We start from the raw sequence: 16,145 nt of genomic DNA on the forward strand, positions 1-16,145 counted from the left end.
GTGCAACGAGAACCGGCGGCTCACCGTTATCCTGCGTTTCATTGCACCCCGCCCCTCTTCCGTCATCCTGACGAAAGTCAGGACCCAGGATCACGAACGCCGCCCCCTGTGGCTCTGGGTCCTGACTTTCGTCAGGATGACGGGCGGTTAGTACGGCCGCCTGAAGGGCCCATACCAGACAATGCTTGAGGCGAGCCCCCCGCTGGGTATAGCTCTTCCCAAATCATAAGCAGACATCCGCGCGTCCGTGAATTCGGGTTCGCTATAAACCGGGGTCAAGAATAACGATGCGCAAGATGGGGATGAGAGGATTTGCGATAGCAGCGGGGCTCGCACTGGCGAGTCTCGGTGGTGTCGCCGGGCATGCGGCCCAGCCAGCAGCTACGGCAACGCCAACACCGCAGGCCGCTGCGGCGCCGGGTGGCGTGTCGAACACCGCGCCGACCACGGCAGCCGCGACCCCGACCGCCAACCCATCCAGCCCCGAGCTGGCGATGGACGGCGCCCCCGCGATGGCGGTCAAGCCGATGATCGGCCAGCCGACCGATGGGCTGTTCGGGCTCCAGCCGCAGGTCACCAAGAACGGCCAGTTCGCGCACTGGATGCACAATTCGATCCTGGTGCCGACGATCACGATCATCTCGCTGTTCGTCCTCGCGCTGCTGTTCTGGGTCTCGTTCCGCTACCGCAAGGCACGCAACCCGGTCGCGTCGAAGACCAGCCACAACACCTTCATCGAGATCATCTGGACGCTCGCGCCGGTCGTGATCCTCGTGCTGATCGCAGTCCCCTCGATCGGTCTGCTGCAAGCGCAGTTCAAGCCGGCGCCCTCGGGAGCCGTCACGCTGAAGGCGATCGGCAACCAATGGTATTGGACCTACCAGTATCCGGACAATGGCGGCTTCGAGATCACCGCCAACATGCTGAAGGAAAAGGCTGACGTCGCCGCCGGCGAGCGCCCGCGTACCGATGCCGACGGCCCCAAGTTGCTCGCTACCGACAACCGCATCGTCCTCCCCGTCGGCGTACCGATCCGCCTGATCACGACCTCGAACGACGTGATCCACAGCTGGGCGGTCCCGGCATTCTGGATCAAGCTCGACGCGATCCCCGGCCGCCTGAACGAGACCAGCTTCACGATCGAAAAGCCCGGCCTGTATTTCGGCCAGTGCTCGGAGCTTTGCGGCGCGCGCCACGGCTATATGCCGATCGCGGTCGAGGCGGTTCCGCCCGCCGAATACGCAGCATGGGTCAAGGCCAAGGGCGGCACGATGCCGACCCCCGGCAAGGCATCCGACAAGGTCATCCCACAGCCCGGCGCCGACGGCTCCGCGGCGAAGGTCGAGGAGGCCGCGGAGACCGCCAACGCCACCGGCCCCGTGGAAAATGTGACCACCGCAGCCCCTGCGACGACGCAGGGCGCCACCTCAAACCCGGCCGGCGCCGGCAACGCGGGACAGTAAGATGACCGACACCGCTCTCACCCCGTCGGCCTTCGTGTCCCACGAAGCGCACGACCATCATCACGATACCGATCACAAGCCGGGCTTCTTCGCGCGTTGGTTCATGTCGACCAACCACAAGGACATCGGCACGCTGTACCTGATCTTCGCGATCGTCGCGGGGATCATCGGCGGCTCGGTCTCGGGGCTCATGCGCGCCGAACTGGCGCATCCCGGCATCCAGTATCTCCAGGGCTGGGCGAGCATGCTCCACGGCGGCCCCGCCAGCCTCGACGAATCGCTCCATCTCTGGAACGTGCTGATCACCGCGCACGGCCTGATCATGGTGTTCTTCATGGTCATGCCGGCGATGGTTGGTGGCTTCGGCAACTGGTTCGTGCCGATCATGATCGGTGCGCCCGACATGGCGTTCCCGCGAATGAACAACGTGTCGTTCTGGCTGCTGATCCCCGCCTTCACGCTGCTGCTGGCCTCGCCGTTCTTCGGTGGCGCGGGTAATGGCTGGACGCTCTACGCGCCGCTCTCGACCTACGGCGAGCCCGGGCCGTCGACCGACATGGCGATCCTCGCGCTCCATCTCGCGGGTGCGTCGTCGATCCTCGGCGCGATCAACTTCATCACGACGATCTTCAACATGCGAGCGCCGGGCATGACGCTGCACAAGATGCCGCTGTTCGTGTGGTCGATGCTTGTCACCGCGTTCCTGCTCCTGCTGGCACTCCCAGTGCTGGCCGCCGCGATCACGATGCTGCTGACCGATCGCAACTTCGGCACGACCTTCTTCGATCCGGCCGGCGGCGGCGATCCCGTCCTGTACCAGCATCTGTTCTGGTTCTTCGGCCATCCCGAAGTCTACATCATGATCCTGCCGGGGTTCGGCATCGTCAGCCAGATCATCTCGACGTTCAGCCGCAAGCCGGTCTTCGGCTATCTCGGCATGGCGTATGCGATGGTCGCGATCGGCGTGGTCGGGTTCGTCGTGTGGGCGCATCACATGTTCACCACCGGCCTCAGCGTGAACACCAAGATGTACTTTACCGCGGCGACGATGGTCATCGCGGTGCCGACCGGCATCAAGATCTTCTCGTGGATCGCGACGATGTGGGGCGGCTCGCTCACCTTCAAGACACCGATGGTGTGGTCGATCGGGTTCATCTTCATGTTCACCGTCGGCGGCGTGACCGGCGTCGTGCTCGCGAATGGCGGCATCGACGACTACATGCAGGACACCTACTATGTGGTGGCGCATTTCCACTACGTGCTGTCGCTGGGTGCGGTCTTCTCGCTGTTCGCCGGGTTCTACTACTGGTTCCCGAAGATGACCGGCAAGATGTACAACGAGTTCCTCGGCCAGTTGCACTTCTGGGTGTTCTTCGTCGGCGTGAACGTGATGTTCTTCCCGATGCATTTCCTGGGTCTCCAGGGCATGCCACGCCGTATTCCGGACTACACGCCGCAGTACGAGCATTGGAACACGGTCGCCTCGGTCGGCTACATGATCATGGCCGCTGGCATGGTGGTGTTCTTCGTCAACCTCATCTGGTCGCTGGTCGCGGGCAAGCCGGCCGGTGACAATCCTTGGGGCGACGGCGCGACGACGCTGGAGTGGACGATCTCCTCGCCGCCGCCGTACCATCAGTTCGAGACGCTGCCGAAGATCGACTGAGGCGGAACAGGGCCATCAGGCCCCCGCCCGGCCGGTGCGGCAACGCCGCGTCCGACGACACGGGACTTGCTTCCGTGTCGGGGCCAGCCAAGCAAGAGAACGCCTCGGGGAAACCCGGGGCGTTTCTCGTTGGATAAGGCAGTACCCGCTGGCGTCGACACTCGAACGCTCCCCCGCCGCGCCACGTCATCCTGACGAAAGTCAGGACCCAGGGTCAAAAGCGTCTCCCTCCATGGCTCTGGGTCCTGACTTTCGTCAGGATGACGGTGGGAATGGGTCGACCGCTCGCCGATCTGGCAGGGTCGTGCTAGTGGGCTGTCGGGTTAAAGAGCAGCGAGCGAGCCCATGAGCTAGCGCGCGAAAAAGCCAGCACCCCTGCCTTGATCCCGTCACCCGAGCGAAAGCTGGGGTCTCATCTTGAGATTCCCGTCACGCACAACGCGGGAGACCCCAGCTTTCGCTGGGGTGACGGTCGTGGAAAGCGGCCGCTCCTCACGCCACCAAGCCACGCCGCTTTCCCCCAAGCCTTTCAACGCGTATAGCGTACCCGAACCATGACTCCCGCAACTCCCCTCCTGCCACCGGCGCATTGGCGCGATTTCCTGGCGCTGACCAAGCCGCGCGTGATGACGCTCGTCGTCTTCACCGGTCTCTGCGGCATGCTCGCAGCCCCCGTCGGCGTGCACCCTGTGATCGGCTTCACCGCGATCCTCTGCATCGCGCTCGGCGCGGGCGCTGCGGGAGCACTCAACCAATGGTACGAGTCGGACATCGACGCGGTCATGCGCCGCACGCAGAAGCGCCCGCTGCCCGATGGCCGCATGGACCGTCAGGCGGCACTCCATTTCGGCGTCGGGCTCGGCGCATTCTCGGTGCTGTTCATGGGTATCGCGGTCAACCTGGTCGCGGCCGCGATCCTCACGGTTTCGATCCTGTTCTACGTGCTGGTCTACACCGTCTGGCTCAAGCGCCGCACGCCGCAGAACATCGTCATCGGTGGTGCCGCGGGCGCGTTCCCGCCGCTGATCGGCTGGGCTGCGGCGACCGGCGACATCGCGTTGCTCCCCGTCCTGTTGTTCCTGTTCGTGTTCCTCTGGACGCCGCCGCATTTTTGGGCGCTCGCGCTGTTCATGAAGAGCGATTACGCCGCCGCGGGCGTGCCGATGCTCCCCGTCGTGTCAGGCGAGCGGACCACGCGGACGCAGATCGGGCTCTACACGATCCCGATGGCAGCGGTCGCGATCCTGCCCTGGCCGCTCGGGCTCACGGGTGCGATCTACGGCATTGCCGCGGTCCTGCTGACCGGCTGGTTCGCGCTGCTCGCCGTCCGCGTCTCGAGACGCACCACCCACGCCGACGATGCGATGAAACCGGAGAAGGCCTTGTTCAAATACTCGATCCTGTATCTGTTCGTGATGTTCGGCGCGCTGGTCGTCGACCGGTGGTTCGCATGAGCCTGCCCGATCCCGACCTGATCCGCAGCCGCCAGCGCGGTCGCGCGCGCGTCATGGCGCTGCTCCTCGGTGCGTTCGTCATCCTGGTCTTCGCGATCTCGATCGCCAAGATCCGCGCGGGAATGCCACACTGATGGCCGGCTGGAAGGCTATGTCGCGCACCAACCGTACTGCGGCGCTCGCGGTGCTCTTCATCTGTTTCATGACCGGCCTCGCCTGGGCCAGCGTGCCGCTCTACCGGCTGTTCTGCTCGGTCACCGGCCTCAACGGTACGACGCAGCGCGGGCTCGTCGCCCCCGGCGCGGTCGATCACAAGATCACGGTCGACTTCGACACCAACGTCAGCCCGAAACTCCCGTGGAAGTTCGTGCCCGAGAATCGCTCCGATACGATCGACGTCGGCGCCCGCGACATGGCGTTCTTCACCGCGACCAACACGTCGAACAAGCCGCTCACCGGCACCGCGACGTTCAACGTCCAGCCCGCGCAGGCCGGCAAGTATTTCACCAAGATCCAGTGTTTCTGCTTCACGCAGCAGACGCTGAAACCCGGCGAGACCGCGCGGATGCCGGTGATCTTCTTCGTCGATCCGAAGATCCTGACCGACCCCGACGCGGCCGATATCCAGACGATCACGCTCAGCTATACGTTTTACCCGGTGGATTCTGCGAAAACAGCCAGCTAGAACGACGCCAAAGAAAATAGGGGAGTACCGATGGCCGGCGCCAAGAACCATGATTACCACATCCTGCCGCCGAGCATCTGGCCGCTGGTCGGATCGTTTTCGGCGCTGATCATGGCGGTCGGCGGCATCATGTGGATGCACGGCGGCCATATCGACAAGCCTAACGGCGGCGGCTGGATCTTCTTTATCGGCCTGACCGGGCTGCTCTTCACCTTCTACAGCTGGTGGGCGCAAGTCATCAAGGAAGCGCATGCGGGCGATCACACGCCGGTCGTCCAGCTCCATTTCCGCTACGGCATGATCCTGTTCATCGCTTCCGAAGTGATGTTCTTCGTCGGCTGGTTCTGGGCATTCTTCGACTTCTCGCTGTTCCCGACCGCGATGACCTATGCCGACGGCAGCGTCACGCGGGCGGTCGAAGGCGGTGCGGCGATCGTCGCGCAGTGGCCTCCGAAGGGCCTGACGGTCATCAACCCGTTCGAACTGCCGCTGCTCAACACGCTGATCCTGCTGACCTCGGGCACCACGGTGACCTGGGCGCACCACGCGCTGATCCACAACCAGCGTGGCGGCGAGAAGACCGGGCTGTGGGGCCTGATCGGCGTCGGCAACCGCGACGGCGTGCTCAAGGGCCTGTGGCTGACCGTGATCCTCGGTGCGCTGTTCAGCTCGATCCAGGCGTATGAATACGTCCACGCGCCGTTCCCGTTCAAGGGGATCAACTACGGCGCGTCGTTCTTCATGGCGACCGGCTTCCACGGGTTCCACGTGCTGATCGGCACGATCTTCCTGATCGTCTGCCTGGTCCGCGCGTATCGCGGCGACTTCACCCCGCGCCAGCATTTCGGCTTCGAGGCGGCGGCGTGGTACTGGCACTTCGTCGACGTCGTGTGGCTGTTCCTGTTCGTCACCGTCTACGTCTGGGGCGGCTGGGGCGCACCCGTCCACGGCGGTTGAGCTTCACCAACTCTGGGGTGAGCCACCACCCCGGCCCCAGCCGCCACCCCGGCGAAGGCCGGGGCCCAGTTGGGAAGGTCGCAGTAACGGAGCGCAGCCCTCGGTTAGCGCCATCCCCCGACTGGGCCCCGGCCTCCGCCGGAGTGGAGTTTAGTGGTATGGCACTGCCGCAAGCCGACGCTTGCACTCCAACCTTGTTCTCCCGCGAAGGCGGGAGCCCAGTCTGGATCCCCGCCTTCGCGGGGAAACAAGGATGGGCGAACTGACCGCATGACCGAAGACCCATACCCGCTCGCCAACGCCCCCACGATCGCCCAGGTCGCGCTGAAAGGCCTATGCCCCCGCTGCGGCAAGCCCACGCTCTTCGCGAAATGGTCCAACTTCGCCGATCGCTGCTCGAACTGCGGTCTCGACTTCAGCAAGTTCAACGTCGGCGACGGCCCTGCCGCATTCCTGACCCTGATCCTCGGCGCGCTAGTCGTTGCGCTGGCGATCACGCTCGAACTCAAAGTCCACCCGCCGCTCTGGTTGCACATGCTGATCTGGATTCCCTTCGCCGCCGGCGGAGTCGTCCTCTCGCTCCGAGCAGCCAAGGGCGCGCTCATGTCCGCCGAATACCGCAACGCAGCCCGCGAAGGCCGAATCGACCAGTGACCCGACCTGCACGACGCATCCCCGTGATCCCGACCATCCTCGTCACGCTCGCGATCGCGGCGATGATCGGTCTCGGCCTGTGGCAACTCCTCGACCGCCTCCCGAAAAAGGAAGCGTTCCTCGCCCAGCTCGCCGCCAACCCTGCCAAGCCGCCAATGGCTTTCCCGCGCTTCCCCGACGAGACGCTCCTCTTCCGCCGCGCCTCCGGCCTCTGCCTCCAGCCGACCGAGATCAAACTTGCTGGCGCCGGCAAATCCGGCTTCCGCGCGATCGCCGAGTGCCGGACTGGCGCGGAAGGCCCTGGCATGATCGTCCAGCTCGGCACCACCCGCGACCCGATGGCGAAGGTGAACTGGGCTGGCGGCGAAGTCTCCGGCTTTATCAGCCACGCACCCGACGGCCGTTCGCTGATCGGATCACTGTTCGATCACACGCCGCAGCGCCTGATGCTGGTCGCCGACACGCCGCAGGCCGGCCTCAGCCCCAACGGCAAGCCCGACATCGCGTCGGTCCCGAACAACCACCTCGCCTATGCAGGCCAGTGGTTCTTCTTCGCCGCCATCGCCGCGATCATCTACACCATCGCGCTGCGCCGCAGGTCACGAACGAGACCAGACGTACGATAACGCGGCAAACCAACCACCGTCATCCCAGCGAAAGCTGGGATATCCCCGTGTGGCACGCGTCATCTGCCTCGTGAGATGCCCCAGCTTTCGCTGGGGTGACGGAATGGGGCTAGGGGCAACGGACTGCCGCTGAAGTAAGAGACTGGGGACTGGTGACCGGGAACCGGGAACCGGGAACTGACGGGATCGCACACCGCGCACGCCCGAAAGCTTGTCCCCTCTCCCCCAACCGCTAACCGGCTTGGCCATGCGTTACATCAGCACCCGCGGCTCGGCGCCGATCCTCGATTTCGAAGCGGCAACGCTCGCCGGTCTCGCCTCCGATGGCGGCCTCTACCTCCCCGACGCTTGGCCGACGATGACCCGCGACGAGATCGCAGCGCTCGCCGGGCTATCGTATGTCGACACCGCCGTCGCGGTGATGGCCCCGTTCGTCGGCGACGCGATGACGCGCGAGGAACTGAAGGCACTCTGCGAACAGGCCTATGGCCGGTTCTCGCACGCCGCAGTCGTTCCGCTCGTGCAGCTCGACCACGACCAGTGGCTGCTCGAACTCTTCCACGGCCCGACGCTCGCGTTCAAGGACGTCGCGCTCCAGTTGCTCGGGCTGTTCTTCGAGCGCTTCCTCGCCGGCACCGACAAGCGCCTGACGATCGTCGGCGCGACCAGCGGCGACACCGGCTCGGCCGCGATCGACGCGGTCGCGGGGCGCGACGGCATCGACATCTTCATGCTCCACCCGGTCGGCCGGATCTCCGACGTGCAGCGCCGCCAGATGACCACGGTGCTCAGCCCCAACGTCTACAACATCGCCATCGAGGGCAGCTTCGACGATGCGCAGGCGCTCGTGAAGGCGATGTTCAACGATCGCGCCTTCTCGACCAAGTTCGCGCTGTCGGCGGTGAACTCGATCAACTGGGCCCGCCTGATGGCGCAGGTGGTCTATTTCTTCTACGCCGCCGTCCGCCTCGGCGCGCCGGATCGCGAGGTCGCGTTCGCCGTCCCGACCGGCAATTTCGGCGACGTGTTCGCCGGCTATGTCGCGGCAAAGATGGGGCTTCCGGTGGCCAAGCTGGTCGTCGCGACCAACGTCAACGACATCCTCCACCGCGCGCTCAGCACCGGCGACTATTCGAAGGGCGGCGTCCAGCAGACCCCGACCCCGTCGATGGACATCCAGGTGAGTTCGAACTTCGAACGCCTGTTGTTCGACCTCGGCGACCGCGATGGCGCCGCGCTCGCCGCACAGATGGCCGGCTTCGAATCCTCGGGCGCGATGCGTCTCACCAATGCGCAGTCGGAAGGCGCCTCGGCCCTTTTCCAGAGCGAGCGCATCGACCTCGACGACATGACACTGGCGATGCGCTGGGCACACGAGCACGCCGGCCAAGTGATCGACCCGCACACCGCGATCGGCCTCGCCGCAGCCCTGCGCACCGAGGTCCCCGCCGGCGTGCCAATTGTGACTTTGGCCACCGCACATCCGGCTAAGTTCGGCGACGCGGTCGAGCGCGCGACCGGGGTCCGACCCTCGCTCCCCGCCCGCGTCGGCGACCTCTTCGACCGCGAGGAGCGCTACGCCACGCTGCCAGCGACGTTCGAAGCAACTACCGCCTACATCACCGAGCGCGCGAAGCCGTCAGCATGAAGCTAGAAACCCTCGTCGGCGAACCCTGGACGGATTACGGCCTGATCGACTCCGGCCACGGCAAGAAGCTCGAGCGCTATGGCCGCTTCCGCTTTATCCGCCCCGAACCCCAGGCGATGTGGGCGCCTGCCTCGACCGACTGGCAGGCGCAGGGCGAATTCGTCCCCGGTTCGGACGAAGATGGCGGAGGCCGCTGGGAATTTTCCGAGCCCGTGCCGCGCGAAGGCTGGACGCTCAGGTGGAACGAGGTGTCGTACACCGCGCAGACCACGCCGTTCCGCCACCTCGGTTTCTTCCCCGACATGGCGCCCGTGTGGAGCTGGATGCGCGAGCGCGTGGCGGGCCTTGAGAGCCCCGAATGCATGAACCTGTTCGGCTATACCGGCGTCGGCACGCTGGCGATGGCGACCAAGGGTGTCCGCATGGTCCACGTGGACGCGTCGAAAAAGTCCGTCGAGGCGGCCAAGGCCAACGCCAAACTGTCGGGCGTGGCCGACGCGCCGATCCGCTGGATGACGGATGATGCGGCGAAGTTCGTCGCGCGGGAAGTTCGGCGGGGGCGGCGGTATGATGGGATTTTGCTCGATCCGCCGAAATATGGGCGTGGGCCGGAAGGCGAAGTCTGGCGGCTTGAAGAGGACCTCCCCAAGCTTATTGCCGACTGTCGGAAACTTCTCGACGAGAACTCCCGCTTCCTGTTCCTGACGGTCTATGCGGTGCGGATGTCCGCGCTGGCGATCGGCGAGTTGCTGAACCAGGTGTTCGCCGATCTGCCCGGCAAGATCGAAGTCGGCGAACTCGGCGTTCGCGAAGAAGCGCGCGGCCTGGTATTGCCGACGGCAATCTGGGCCCGCTGGAGCCGCTGAGCCCGCTTTTATTAGGCACCACCCCGGCGAAGGCCGGGGCCCAATTGGAAAGGTTGGCGTAACGAAGGACGGTCCTCCGTTGGCTACGTCCCCCAATTGGGCCCCGGCCTTCGCCGGGGTGGTGATTGGTTTAGAGCTTATCGTCCATGGCCGCGGACGGACCTACCCCGGAATCTGCTGCGAGATGCAGTGGAAGCTCCCGCCCCCGTCAGGATATGATCCGCACGCTGCCCCACCACCTCACGGTTCGGAAACAGCGCCTGGATCGCCACCACCGCCGCCGCATCGTTCTCAGCCCCATATAACGGCACCACCACCGCGGCATTGCCGATATAGAAGTTCATGTAGCTCGCCGGCACGACCTCCTCGTCGCGCAGCACGCGGCCCGGCGACGGGATCGTCACGACCTCCAGCCCGGCCGCCTCGGCATCGCGCGCGGCGTTCTGGTACACCTGCCAGTTCGGATCGTTGTCGGTCGCCTTGGGGATCGCCACGCGGCCCTCGCCGACGAACCGCGCGAGGTTGTCGACATGGCCGTCGGTATGATCGTTGACCAGCCCGTCGCCCAGCCACACCACGCGGGTGTAGCCGAGATCGGACGCCAGCCGCGCCTCGATTTCCGCCTTGGTCAGCGACGGATTGCGGTTGCGGTTGAGCAGGCACTGCTGCGTCGTGACGACGGTCCCGGTACCATCGCCATCGATCGCGCCGCCCTCGAGCACCCACTCGCATGCCTCGACCCGCTTATGCCGGCTTTCCGCCAGCCGCTGCCCGATCGTGTCGTCGCCCGGCAGGTCGTACTTCCCGCCCCAGCCGTTGAACCGGAAGTCCCGCGCGCTGCCGTCGCCGACGATGATCGGTGCGGTATCGCGCAACCAGATATCGCCGAACGGCTCGACCACCACGTCCGCGAACGGCGCCAGCTTCTTGGCGGTGGTCGCCGATCCGACGTCGGCCGCGACCAGGATCACCGTCTCGCCCTTGCCGCCGGCATGTACCGCCTTGGCAAACGCGACGACCTCGTCCCGCGCGGGCTCGAGATCCTCCAGCCACAAATCCGCATGGCTTGGAAAGCCGATCCAGACGGCCTTGTGGTGCGCCCATTCGGCGGGTGTCGAGACGGTCGTGGTCACTTACTTGGCTCCTGCGCGATCGCGGTCACGGATGCCGCGGAATTCGGCGGTCTTATACCAGTTCGGCCACAGACTGGTATCGTCCGCGAGTTTGCGCCCGAGCCCGTAATAGATCGTCAGATCCTCGACCGCGCCCGACCAGTCCCACTTCGCGTCATATTCGTCCGCCGGCTTGTGATACCGGTGCGCGACATAATCCTCGCGCGCGGCGTGCCCCGCCGCGGTGCCACCGACGACCAAATCCTCGCCGCTGCCGCCATCGAGCATCGGCACGCCAAGCTTGGCGAAACTGAAGTGATCCGACCGGTAATAGCCGCCGCGCTCCGGGTTCGCCTCGACGCCGATCACGCGGCCCTCGGCAGCAACGAACGGCTTCACCAGATCCTCGATCTCGGATTTTCCCGCGCCGGTCAGCACGAAGTCCTTCGCCCGCCCGTCGACGTTCAGCACGTCCATGTTCACCCCGCCGACGGTATGCGCGAGCGGATAGATCGGATGCTCGGCATAATAGCGCGACCCGAGCAGCCCCGACTCTTCCGCCGTCACCGCGAGGAACGCGATCGAGCGCTTGGCCGGCCCCGCCTTCACCTGAGCCTCGGCCAGCGCCACCAACCCGGCGACCCCGCTCGCATTGTCCGCAGCGCCGTTGCAGATGTCGTCGCCATCGACCGCGTCGCAACGCCCGAGATGATCCCAATGCGCCGAATACATCACGTAATCGTTCGGCGCCGCCGTCCCCGGCAGCACGCCGATCACGTTCTTAGACGCCTGCCGCTTGATCGTGTTGTCGAACCCACCGCCGAACTTCAGTCCGAGCGGTACCGCCTTGAACCCCTTCACCTTCGCCGCCGCCGCCAGCGTCGCGTAATCCTTGCCCGCGCTCGCGAACACGCGCTCCGCCGCCGGCTTCTGCATCCAGCCGACGATCTGCGACTGGTCGAGATGATCGCCCTTCTCGTCCAGCTCGAGCTGCGGCCCGGTCCACGACGACTGCACCACCGCCCACGGATACGCCGCCGGCTCGGTATCGTGGACGATGATCGCCGCCGCCGCGCCGTGCTTCGCTGCATTCTCGAACTTGTACGGCCAGCGCCCGTACCACGTCATCGCGCGGCCCTCGAACGGCCCCTCGCGCGACATCGTCTGCCAGTCGGCGTCGTTGATGAGGATGACCACCGTCTTCCCCTTCACGTCGGTGCCGGCGTAATCGTCCCAGCCCTTTTCAGGTGCTGTGATACCGTAGCCGACGAACACCACGTCGCTGTTCGCAACCATGGACTTCGGCGCTACGCGATAGGTGCCAGCGACCATGTCGGTGCGATAGGCGAGGCTGACGGGCGCCTTGCCGCCGGTGAACACGTACGGCTGCACGTTCGTGGCGGTGATCTCCACCATCGGCACGTCCTGCGTCCATGATCCCTTGTTGCCGGGCTTCAACCCCGCCGCCTTCATCCGCTCGACGATATACGCGACCGTCTTCGCCTCTGCGGGCGTGGTCGGCGCGCGGCCTTCATACGCGTCCGACGACAACACCTGCGTGACGGTCTTCAACGTCTCGACCGAAATCGCGGGAGCGGTCTGCGCGGACGCGGCGGTCCCGAGCAGCAGGAGAGGCAGGATGGCAGCGCGCATGGTCATATCCCCGTTTGGTTGCGCGCGTTCTGGCAAAGCCGGGCGCGCATGTCCACGAGGCGACACGAGGCAACGAAAAGGGCGGCCCCGCAGGACCGCCCTCTTCTGTTCCAAACCGCGCCGTGGCAAAGCCACGTCGTCGGACGTCGCTTGAGCGACGCCGGCCGGTCGACGAATTTTCTCGGCTTAACGCGAGTAAAATTCGACAACCAGGTTCGGCTCCATCTTCACCGGGTAAGGCACTTCGTCGAGCGTCGGGACGCGCGTGAAGGTGACCTTGGCGGCGCCGTCGGTGGCGACGTAATCGGGGATCTCACGCTCGGCGAGGCTCTGGGCTTCCATGACCAGCGCCATTTCCTGCGCCTTCGAACCCAGCGTGATCTCGTCGCCGACGAAGCAGCGACGCGACGCGATGTTGCACTTCACGCCGTTGACGCGGATGTGGCCGTGCGAAACGATCTGGCGAGCCGCGAAGATCGTCGGCGCGAACTTGGCGCGATAGACGATCATGTCGAGGCGCTGCTCGAGCAGGCCGATCAGGTTCTGCGAGGTATCGCCCTTCAAACGCGCAGCCTCATGGTAGCATGCACGGAACTGCTTCTCGGTCACGTCGCCGTAATAGCCCTTGAGCTTCTGCTTGGCGCGCAGCTGGATACCGAAATCGCTGACCTTGCCCTTGCGGCGCTGGCCGTGCTGGCCCGGGCCGTATTCGCGCTTGTTGACCGGCGACTTGGGGCGACCCCAGATGTTCTCGCCCATACGGCGATCGAGTTTGTACTTCGCGCTTTGACGCTTCGACATAGTAAGTCCTTGGCAAATGCTAACAACGTTGTTCCCGGTATCGCTCTGCTGGCTGTACGAGACGGATGTCCAGACAGGGCAGGGCCACCGCTTCACCGGGGTGCAGGGCCATTGCGAAGGCGGGCGCCTAGACGGGGGACGGTCCAGAGTCAAGCTGGACAGGCCGGATGGGGCTCGGCAAGAGACGGCGCATGACCATTCTCCCCGGCCCAGATTGCACCACCATGACCGAGGTCCGCGCGGGCGTCGACGCGCTCGACCGCGACTTGGTCGCGCTGCTCGCCAGGCGCTTCGCCTACATGGACGCAGCCGCGCGCATCAAGCCGGAGCGTGGGCATGTCCGCGACGAGGCGCGGAAGACACAGGTGATCGACAACGCGCGGGCCGAGGCGGTGAGACTGGGCGTTCCGGAGGCCGTGGTCGCGGATCTGTGGGAACGCCTGGTCGAAGCCTCGATCGCCTACGAACTCGCCGCCTTCGACCGGCGCTAGGCTCGCGGCCGCTTCCCCGCCAGCGACGACAACACGCCGCGGAGGGTCCGGATCTCCTGGCTCGACCAGCCCGGTTTCGTCAGCAGCGTGCGGAGAGTCCGCCGCGTCGACTGCATCTTGTCGGGCAGGTGGAAGAACCCCGCCCCCATCAGCATCGCATCGAGCTGCCCGATCATCCCGTCGAGCTCCTCCTGCGGCGCGGGCGGCATGATCGGGTTGATCGACGGCTGCGACAGCTCGCGCTCGGCGGTGAGACCCTTCGACCATTCATAGGCCACGAGGATCACCGCCTGGGCGAGGTTCAGCGAGCCGAACTCCGGATTGATCGGCACGGTGATGATCGTCCGCGCGACCGCAACGTCGTCGGTTTCGAGGCCGGATCGCTCTGGTCCGAACAGGATGGCGGAACGGCCGGGGGCGGCGTGGATCTCGGTCGCGGCCTGCTCGGGGGTCACGACGGGCTTGGTTACGCCGCGCTTGCGGACGGTGGTGGCGAACACCTGCGCGCAATCGGCGGTGGCGGCGGCGACGCTGTCGTAGACCTTCGCGTTCTGGAGCACGATGTCGGCACCGCTGGCGGCGGGGCCGGCGGAGGGGTTGGGCCAGCCGTCTCGCGGGGAGACGAGGCGCATTTCGGTGAGGCCGAAGTTCAGCATTGCGCGCGCGGCCTTGCCGATGTTTTCGCCGAGTTGGGGGCGGACGAGGATTATGACGGGGGTGGGGTGGCAGCATCGACCGCCCCCACCCCATCCGAGACCACATAGCTGTCGCTAACCGCGCCCGTACTCGTCATGTTTTCGTCAATCACGTCGCCAAATCCACCAATCTTGCCATGCTCACCAAAGTCGTCCGGCTCAGCCAATTCATCGTGCTTGGACAAACCATCCCGCTCACCCACCCCACCCCGTTCGTCCTGAGTAGGGGCTGAGCGAAGCCGAAGACCCGTATCGAAGGATTTGCGCGAGAGTAAGCGCACTGCGGCCCAATCGCCCGCCGCCAACGCTTCCTTCTTCGCCCGCGTCCAGCCTTTCAACTGCCGCTCGGCCTCGAGCGCCTCGATCCGGCTCGGGAAATCCTGCGACCACATCAGCGTGACCGGGCGCCGGTTGTGCGTATATCCGGGAAGCTCACCGTGCTGATGTTGCGCGATCCGGCGTTCGAGCGCGTCGGTGTGGCCGATGTAATAGCTGCCGTCGAAACAGCGGAGCATGTAGGCGTAAAAGCTCATGCAACCTGTCCTTCGATACGGGCCTTCGCCGCGCTCAGTCCCTACTCAGGACGAACGGGAGGGGTGGAGGAACCGTCGATAAGGTAAAGTTTGCGATGCTGCCAGCGGTGCGGACACTAGCCTGGGCAAGGCTGAACGACGACGAGACTGCACGACGACGAGATGAACGAGGACAAGCTGGGACAAGCCAAACTCACTCCGCTCGCCCGACCTCCTCCACACTCCCGGCAAAAGCCTCGAAGTCCTTCGCCTCGCTGAAATCCCGGTACACACTAGCAAACCGGATATACGCGACCGAATCGAGCCCCTTGAGCCCGTCCATCACCATCTCGCCGATCCGCTTCGACGTGACGTCGTTCTCGCCCAGCGTCTCCAGCCGCCGCTGGATCCCGCTCACCAGCTTCTCGATCCGCCCGGCCTCGATTGCCCGCTTCCTGGTCGCGATCGACAACGACCGCAGCAGTTTCTCCCGATCGAACGGCTCTCTCCGCCCCTCGCTCTTCAACACGAACAATTCGCGCAGCTGGATCCGCTCGAACGTCGTGAAACGCGCGGCGCAGCCTTCGCACTGGCGCCGGCGTCGGATCGCCGCCCCGTCTTCGGTGGGGCGGCTGTCCTTTACCTGGCTGTCTTCATGTCCGCAAAGGGGCAGCGCATTCAGACCTTCTTCTTGCCCTTGTAATAGGCGTAGCCAGCACCCGCGAGCGCGCCGAAGATCGGGCCGATCACCGGCACCGGGATCGCCACGACCGCGCCGAGTGCGCTCCACTTGGCCATGCTCTTGCCGAGGCCGGGAGTCGCCTTGATGTCGTTCTGGACGTCGTCGAACTTCGACATGCTG

At 65.4% G+C, this 16,145-nt stretch carries 16 protein-coding genes and 2 pseudogenes; 11 read left to right on the top strand and 7 right to left on the bottom strand.

What is annotated here, in order from left to right; all coding sequences use genetic code 11:
* Positions 1-287 precede the first annotated feature (287 nt).
* The 10 genes from coxB (at position 288) to QP164_RS13645 (ending at position 10,019) form a co-directional block, all read left to right on the top strand.
* Positions 288-1,463 carry a cytochrome c oxidase subunit II gene (gene coxB, locus QP164_RS13600; RefSeq protein WP_333923485.1) on the top strand — a complete coding sequence of 392 codons (1,176 nt, stop codon included), beginning with the start codon at positions 288-290 and terminating at the stop codon, positions 1,461-1,463.
* Between the two features lies 1 nt (position 1,464).
* Positions 1,465-3,129 (top strand): cytochrome c oxidase subunit I, encoded by a 1,665-nt coding sequence (gene ctaD / locus QP164_RS13605; protein ID WP_333923486.1) that lies wholly within the window; start codon positions 1,465-1,467, stop codon positions 3,127-3,129.
* A 554-nt stretch (positions 3,130-3,683) separates the two neighbouring features.
* On the top strand, positions 3,684-4,583 hold the full coding sequence (locus tag QP164_RS13610; protein ID WP_333923487.1) for a heme o synthase: 900 nt from the start codon (positions 3,684-3,686) through the stop codon (positions 4,581-4,583).
* Positions 4,580-4,717, top strand: a complete 138-nt coding sequence (locus QP164_RS13615) for a hypothetical protein (protein WP_165886435.1) — start codon at positions 4,580-4,582, stop codon at positions 4,715-4,717. The genes QP164_RS13610 and QP164_RS13615 overlap by 4 nt, the downstream gene beginning before the upstream one ends.
* The gene (locus QP164_RS13620) at positions 4,717-5,268 is read left to right on the top strand and encodes a cytochrome c oxidase assembly protein (protein WP_132734637.1); all 552 of its coding nucleotides are present in this window, start codon (positions 4,717-4,719) and stop codon (positions 5,266-5,268) included. Before QP164_RS13615 ends, QP164_RS13620 begins: the two co-directional genes overlap by 1 nt.
* 30 nt (positions 5,269-5,298) lie before the next feature.
* Positions 5,299-6,225, top strand: a complete 927-nt coding sequence (locus tag QP164_RS13625) for a cytochrome c oxidase subunit 3 (RefSeq protein ID WP_333923488.1) — start codon at positions 5,299-5,301, stop codon at positions 6,223-6,225.
* Between the two features lie 270 nt (positions 6,226-6,495).
* Complete coding sequence (locus QP164_RS13630; RefSeq protein WP_333923489.1) at positions 6,496-6,879, top strand: DUF983 domain-containing protein; 384 nt, start codon at positions 6,496-6,498, stop codon at positions 6,877-6,879.
* A 23-nt stretch (positions 6,880-6,902) separates the two neighbouring features.
* Complete coding sequence (locus QP164_RS13635; protein ID WP_333923490.1) at positions 6,903-7,505, top strand: SURF1 family cytochrome oxidase biogenesis protein; 603 nt, start codon at positions 6,903-6,905, stop codon at positions 7,503-7,505.
* 247 nt (positions 7,506-7,752) lie between these two features.
* Entirely contained in the window at positions 7,753-9,153 is a 1,401-nt protein-coding gene (gene thrC / locus QP164_RS13640) for a threonine synthase (RefSeq protein ID WP_333923491.1), read from the top strand.
* Complete coding sequence (locus tag QP164_RS13645) at positions 9,150-10,019, top strand: class I SAM-dependent methyltransferase (protein WP_333923492.1); 870 nt, start codon at positions 9,150-9,152, stop codon at positions 10,017-10,019. The genes thrC and QP164_RS13645 overlap by 4 nt, the downstream gene beginning before the upstream one ends.
* A 162-nt stretch (positions 10,020-10,181) precedes the next feature.
* Here the strand turns inward: QP164_RS13645 and QP164_RS13650 are convergent.
* From QP164_RS13650 to rpsD, 3 genes and pseudogenes are all read right to left on the bottom strand, one after another.
* Positions 10,182-11,152, bottom strand: a pseudogene (locus QP164_RS13650) (agmatine deiminase family protein).
* Positions 11,153-12,784, bottom strand: coding sequence for a M28 family peptidase (locus QP164_RS13655; RefSeq protein ID WP_333923493.1), 1,632 nt, complete (start codon positions 12,782-12,784; stop codon positions 11,153-11,155).
* A 186-nt stretch (positions 12,785-12,970) separates the two neighbouring features.
* On the bottom strand, positions 12,971-13,585 hold the full coding sequence (gene rpsD / locus QP164_RS13660) for a 30S ribosomal protein S4 (protein ID WP_056053294.1): 615 nt from the start codon (positions 13,583-13,585) through the stop codon (positions 12,971-12,973).
* Positions 13,586-13,776: 191 nt separating this feature from the next.
* On the opposite strand from rpsD, the gene QP164_RS13665 reads away from it, so the two are divergent.
* Complete coding sequence (locus tag QP164_RS13665; protein ID WP_333923494.1) at positions 13,777-14,076, top strand: chorismate mutase; 300 nt, start codon at positions 13,777-13,779, stop codon at positions 14,074-14,076.
* Here QP164_RS13665 and QP164_RS13670 read toward each other — a convergent pair.
* The 4 genes and pseudogenes from QP164_RS13670 to QP164_RS13685 form a co-directional block, all read right to left on the bottom strand.
* Complete coding sequence (locus QP164_RS13670) at positions 14,073-14,732, bottom strand: RNA methyltransferase (protein ID WP_333923495.1); 660 nt, start codon at positions 14,730-14,732, stop codon at positions 14,073-14,075. The two genes, QP164_RS13665 and QP164_RS13670, sit on opposite strands and share 4 nt — an antisense overlap.
* Before the next feature lie 50 nt (positions 14,733-14,782).
* The gene (locus QP164_RS13675) at positions 14,783-15,304 is read right to left on the bottom strand and encodes a GIY-YIG nuclease family protein (protein ID WP_333923496.1); all 522 of its coding nucleotides are present in this window, start codon (positions 15,302-15,304) and stop codon (positions 14,783-14,785) included.
* A 193-nt stretch (positions 15,305-15,497) separates the two neighbouring features.
* A pseudogene (gene nrdR / locus QP164_RS13680) lies at positions 15,498-15,961 on the bottom strand (transcriptional regulator NrdR).
* Positions 15,962-16,141: a hypothetical protein gene (locus tag QP164_RS13685; protein ID WP_056053298.1), complete on the bottom strand. Its 180-nt coding sequence runs from the start codon at positions 16,139-16,141 to the stop codon at positions 15,962-15,964. It lies immediately after the preceding pseudogene.
* Between the last annotated feature and the right edge of the window lie 4 nt (positions 16,142-16,145).

Origin of the sequence: Sphingomonas sp. LR59, assembly GCF_036855945.1 — a bacterium.
GTDB lineage: Bacteria > Pseudomonadota > Alphaproteobacteria > Sphingomonadales > Sphingomonadaceae > Sphingomonas.

What these genes read in the sequence shown, in the direction of transcription:
- coxB (WP_333923485.1), top strand. Translation starts at nt 288, where the DNA reads ATGCGCAAGATGGGGATGAGAGGATTTGCGATAGCAGCGGGGCTCGCA.
- ctaD (WP_333923486.1), top strand. Translation starts at nt 1,465, where the DNA reads ATGACCGACACCGCTCTCACCCCGTCGGCCTTCGTGTCCCACGAAGCG.
- QP164_RS13610 (WP_333923487.1), top strand. Translation starts at nt 3,684, where the DNA reads ATGACTCCCGCAACTCCCCTCCTGCCACCGGCGCATTGGCGCGATTTC.
- QP164_RS13615 (WP_165886435.1), top strand. Translation starts at nt 4,580, where the DNA reads ATGAGCCTGCCCGATCCCGACCTGATCCGCAGCCGCCAGCGCGGTCGC.
- QP164_RS13620 (WP_132734637.1), top strand. Translation starts at nt 4,717, where the DNA reads ATGGCCGGCTGGAAGGCTATGTCGCGCACCAACCGTACTGCGGCGCTC.
- QP164_RS13625 (WP_333923488.1), top strand. Translation starts at nt 5,299, where the DNA reads ATGGCCGGCGCCAAGAACCATGATTACCACATCCTGCCGCCGAGCATC.
- QP164_RS13630 (WP_333923489.1), top strand. Translation starts at nt 6,496, where the DNA reads ATGACCGAAGACCCATACCCGCTCGCCAACGCCCCCACGATCGCCCAG.
- thrC (WP_333923491.1), top strand. Translation starts at nt 7,753, where the DNA reads ATGCGTTACATCAGCACCCGCGGCTCGGCGCCGATCCTCGATTTCGAA.
- QP164_RS13645 (WP_333923492.1), top strand. Translation starts at nt 9,150, where the DNA reads ATGAAGCTAGAAACCCTCGTCGGCGAACCCTGGACGGATTACGGCCTG.
- QP164_RS13655 (WP_333923493.1), bottom strand. Translation starts at nt 12,784, where the DNA reads ATGCGCGCTGCCATCCTGCCTCTCCTGCTGCTCGGGACCGCCGCGTCC.
- rpsD (WP_056053294.1), bottom strand. Translation starts at nt 13,585, where the DNA reads ATGTCGAAGCGTCAAAGCGCGAAGTACAAACTCGATCGCCGTATGGGC.
- QP164_RS13665 (WP_333923494.1), top strand. Translation starts at nt 13,777, where the DNA reads ATGACCATTCTCCCCGGCCCAGATTGCACCACCATGACCGAGGTCCGC.
- QP164_RS13670 (WP_333923495.1), bottom strand. Translation starts at nt 14,732, where the DNA reads ATGCTGAACTTCGGCCTCACCGAAATGCGCCTCGTCTCCCCGCGAGAC.
- QP164_RS13675 (WP_333923496.1), bottom strand. Translation starts at nt 15,304, where the DNA reads ATGAGCTTTTACGCCTACATGCTCCGCTGTTTCGACGGCAGCTATTAC.
- QP164_RS13685 (WP_056053298.1), bottom strand. Translation starts at nt 16,141, where the DNA reads ATGTCGAAGTTCGACGACGTCCAGAACGACATCAAGGCGACTCCCGGC.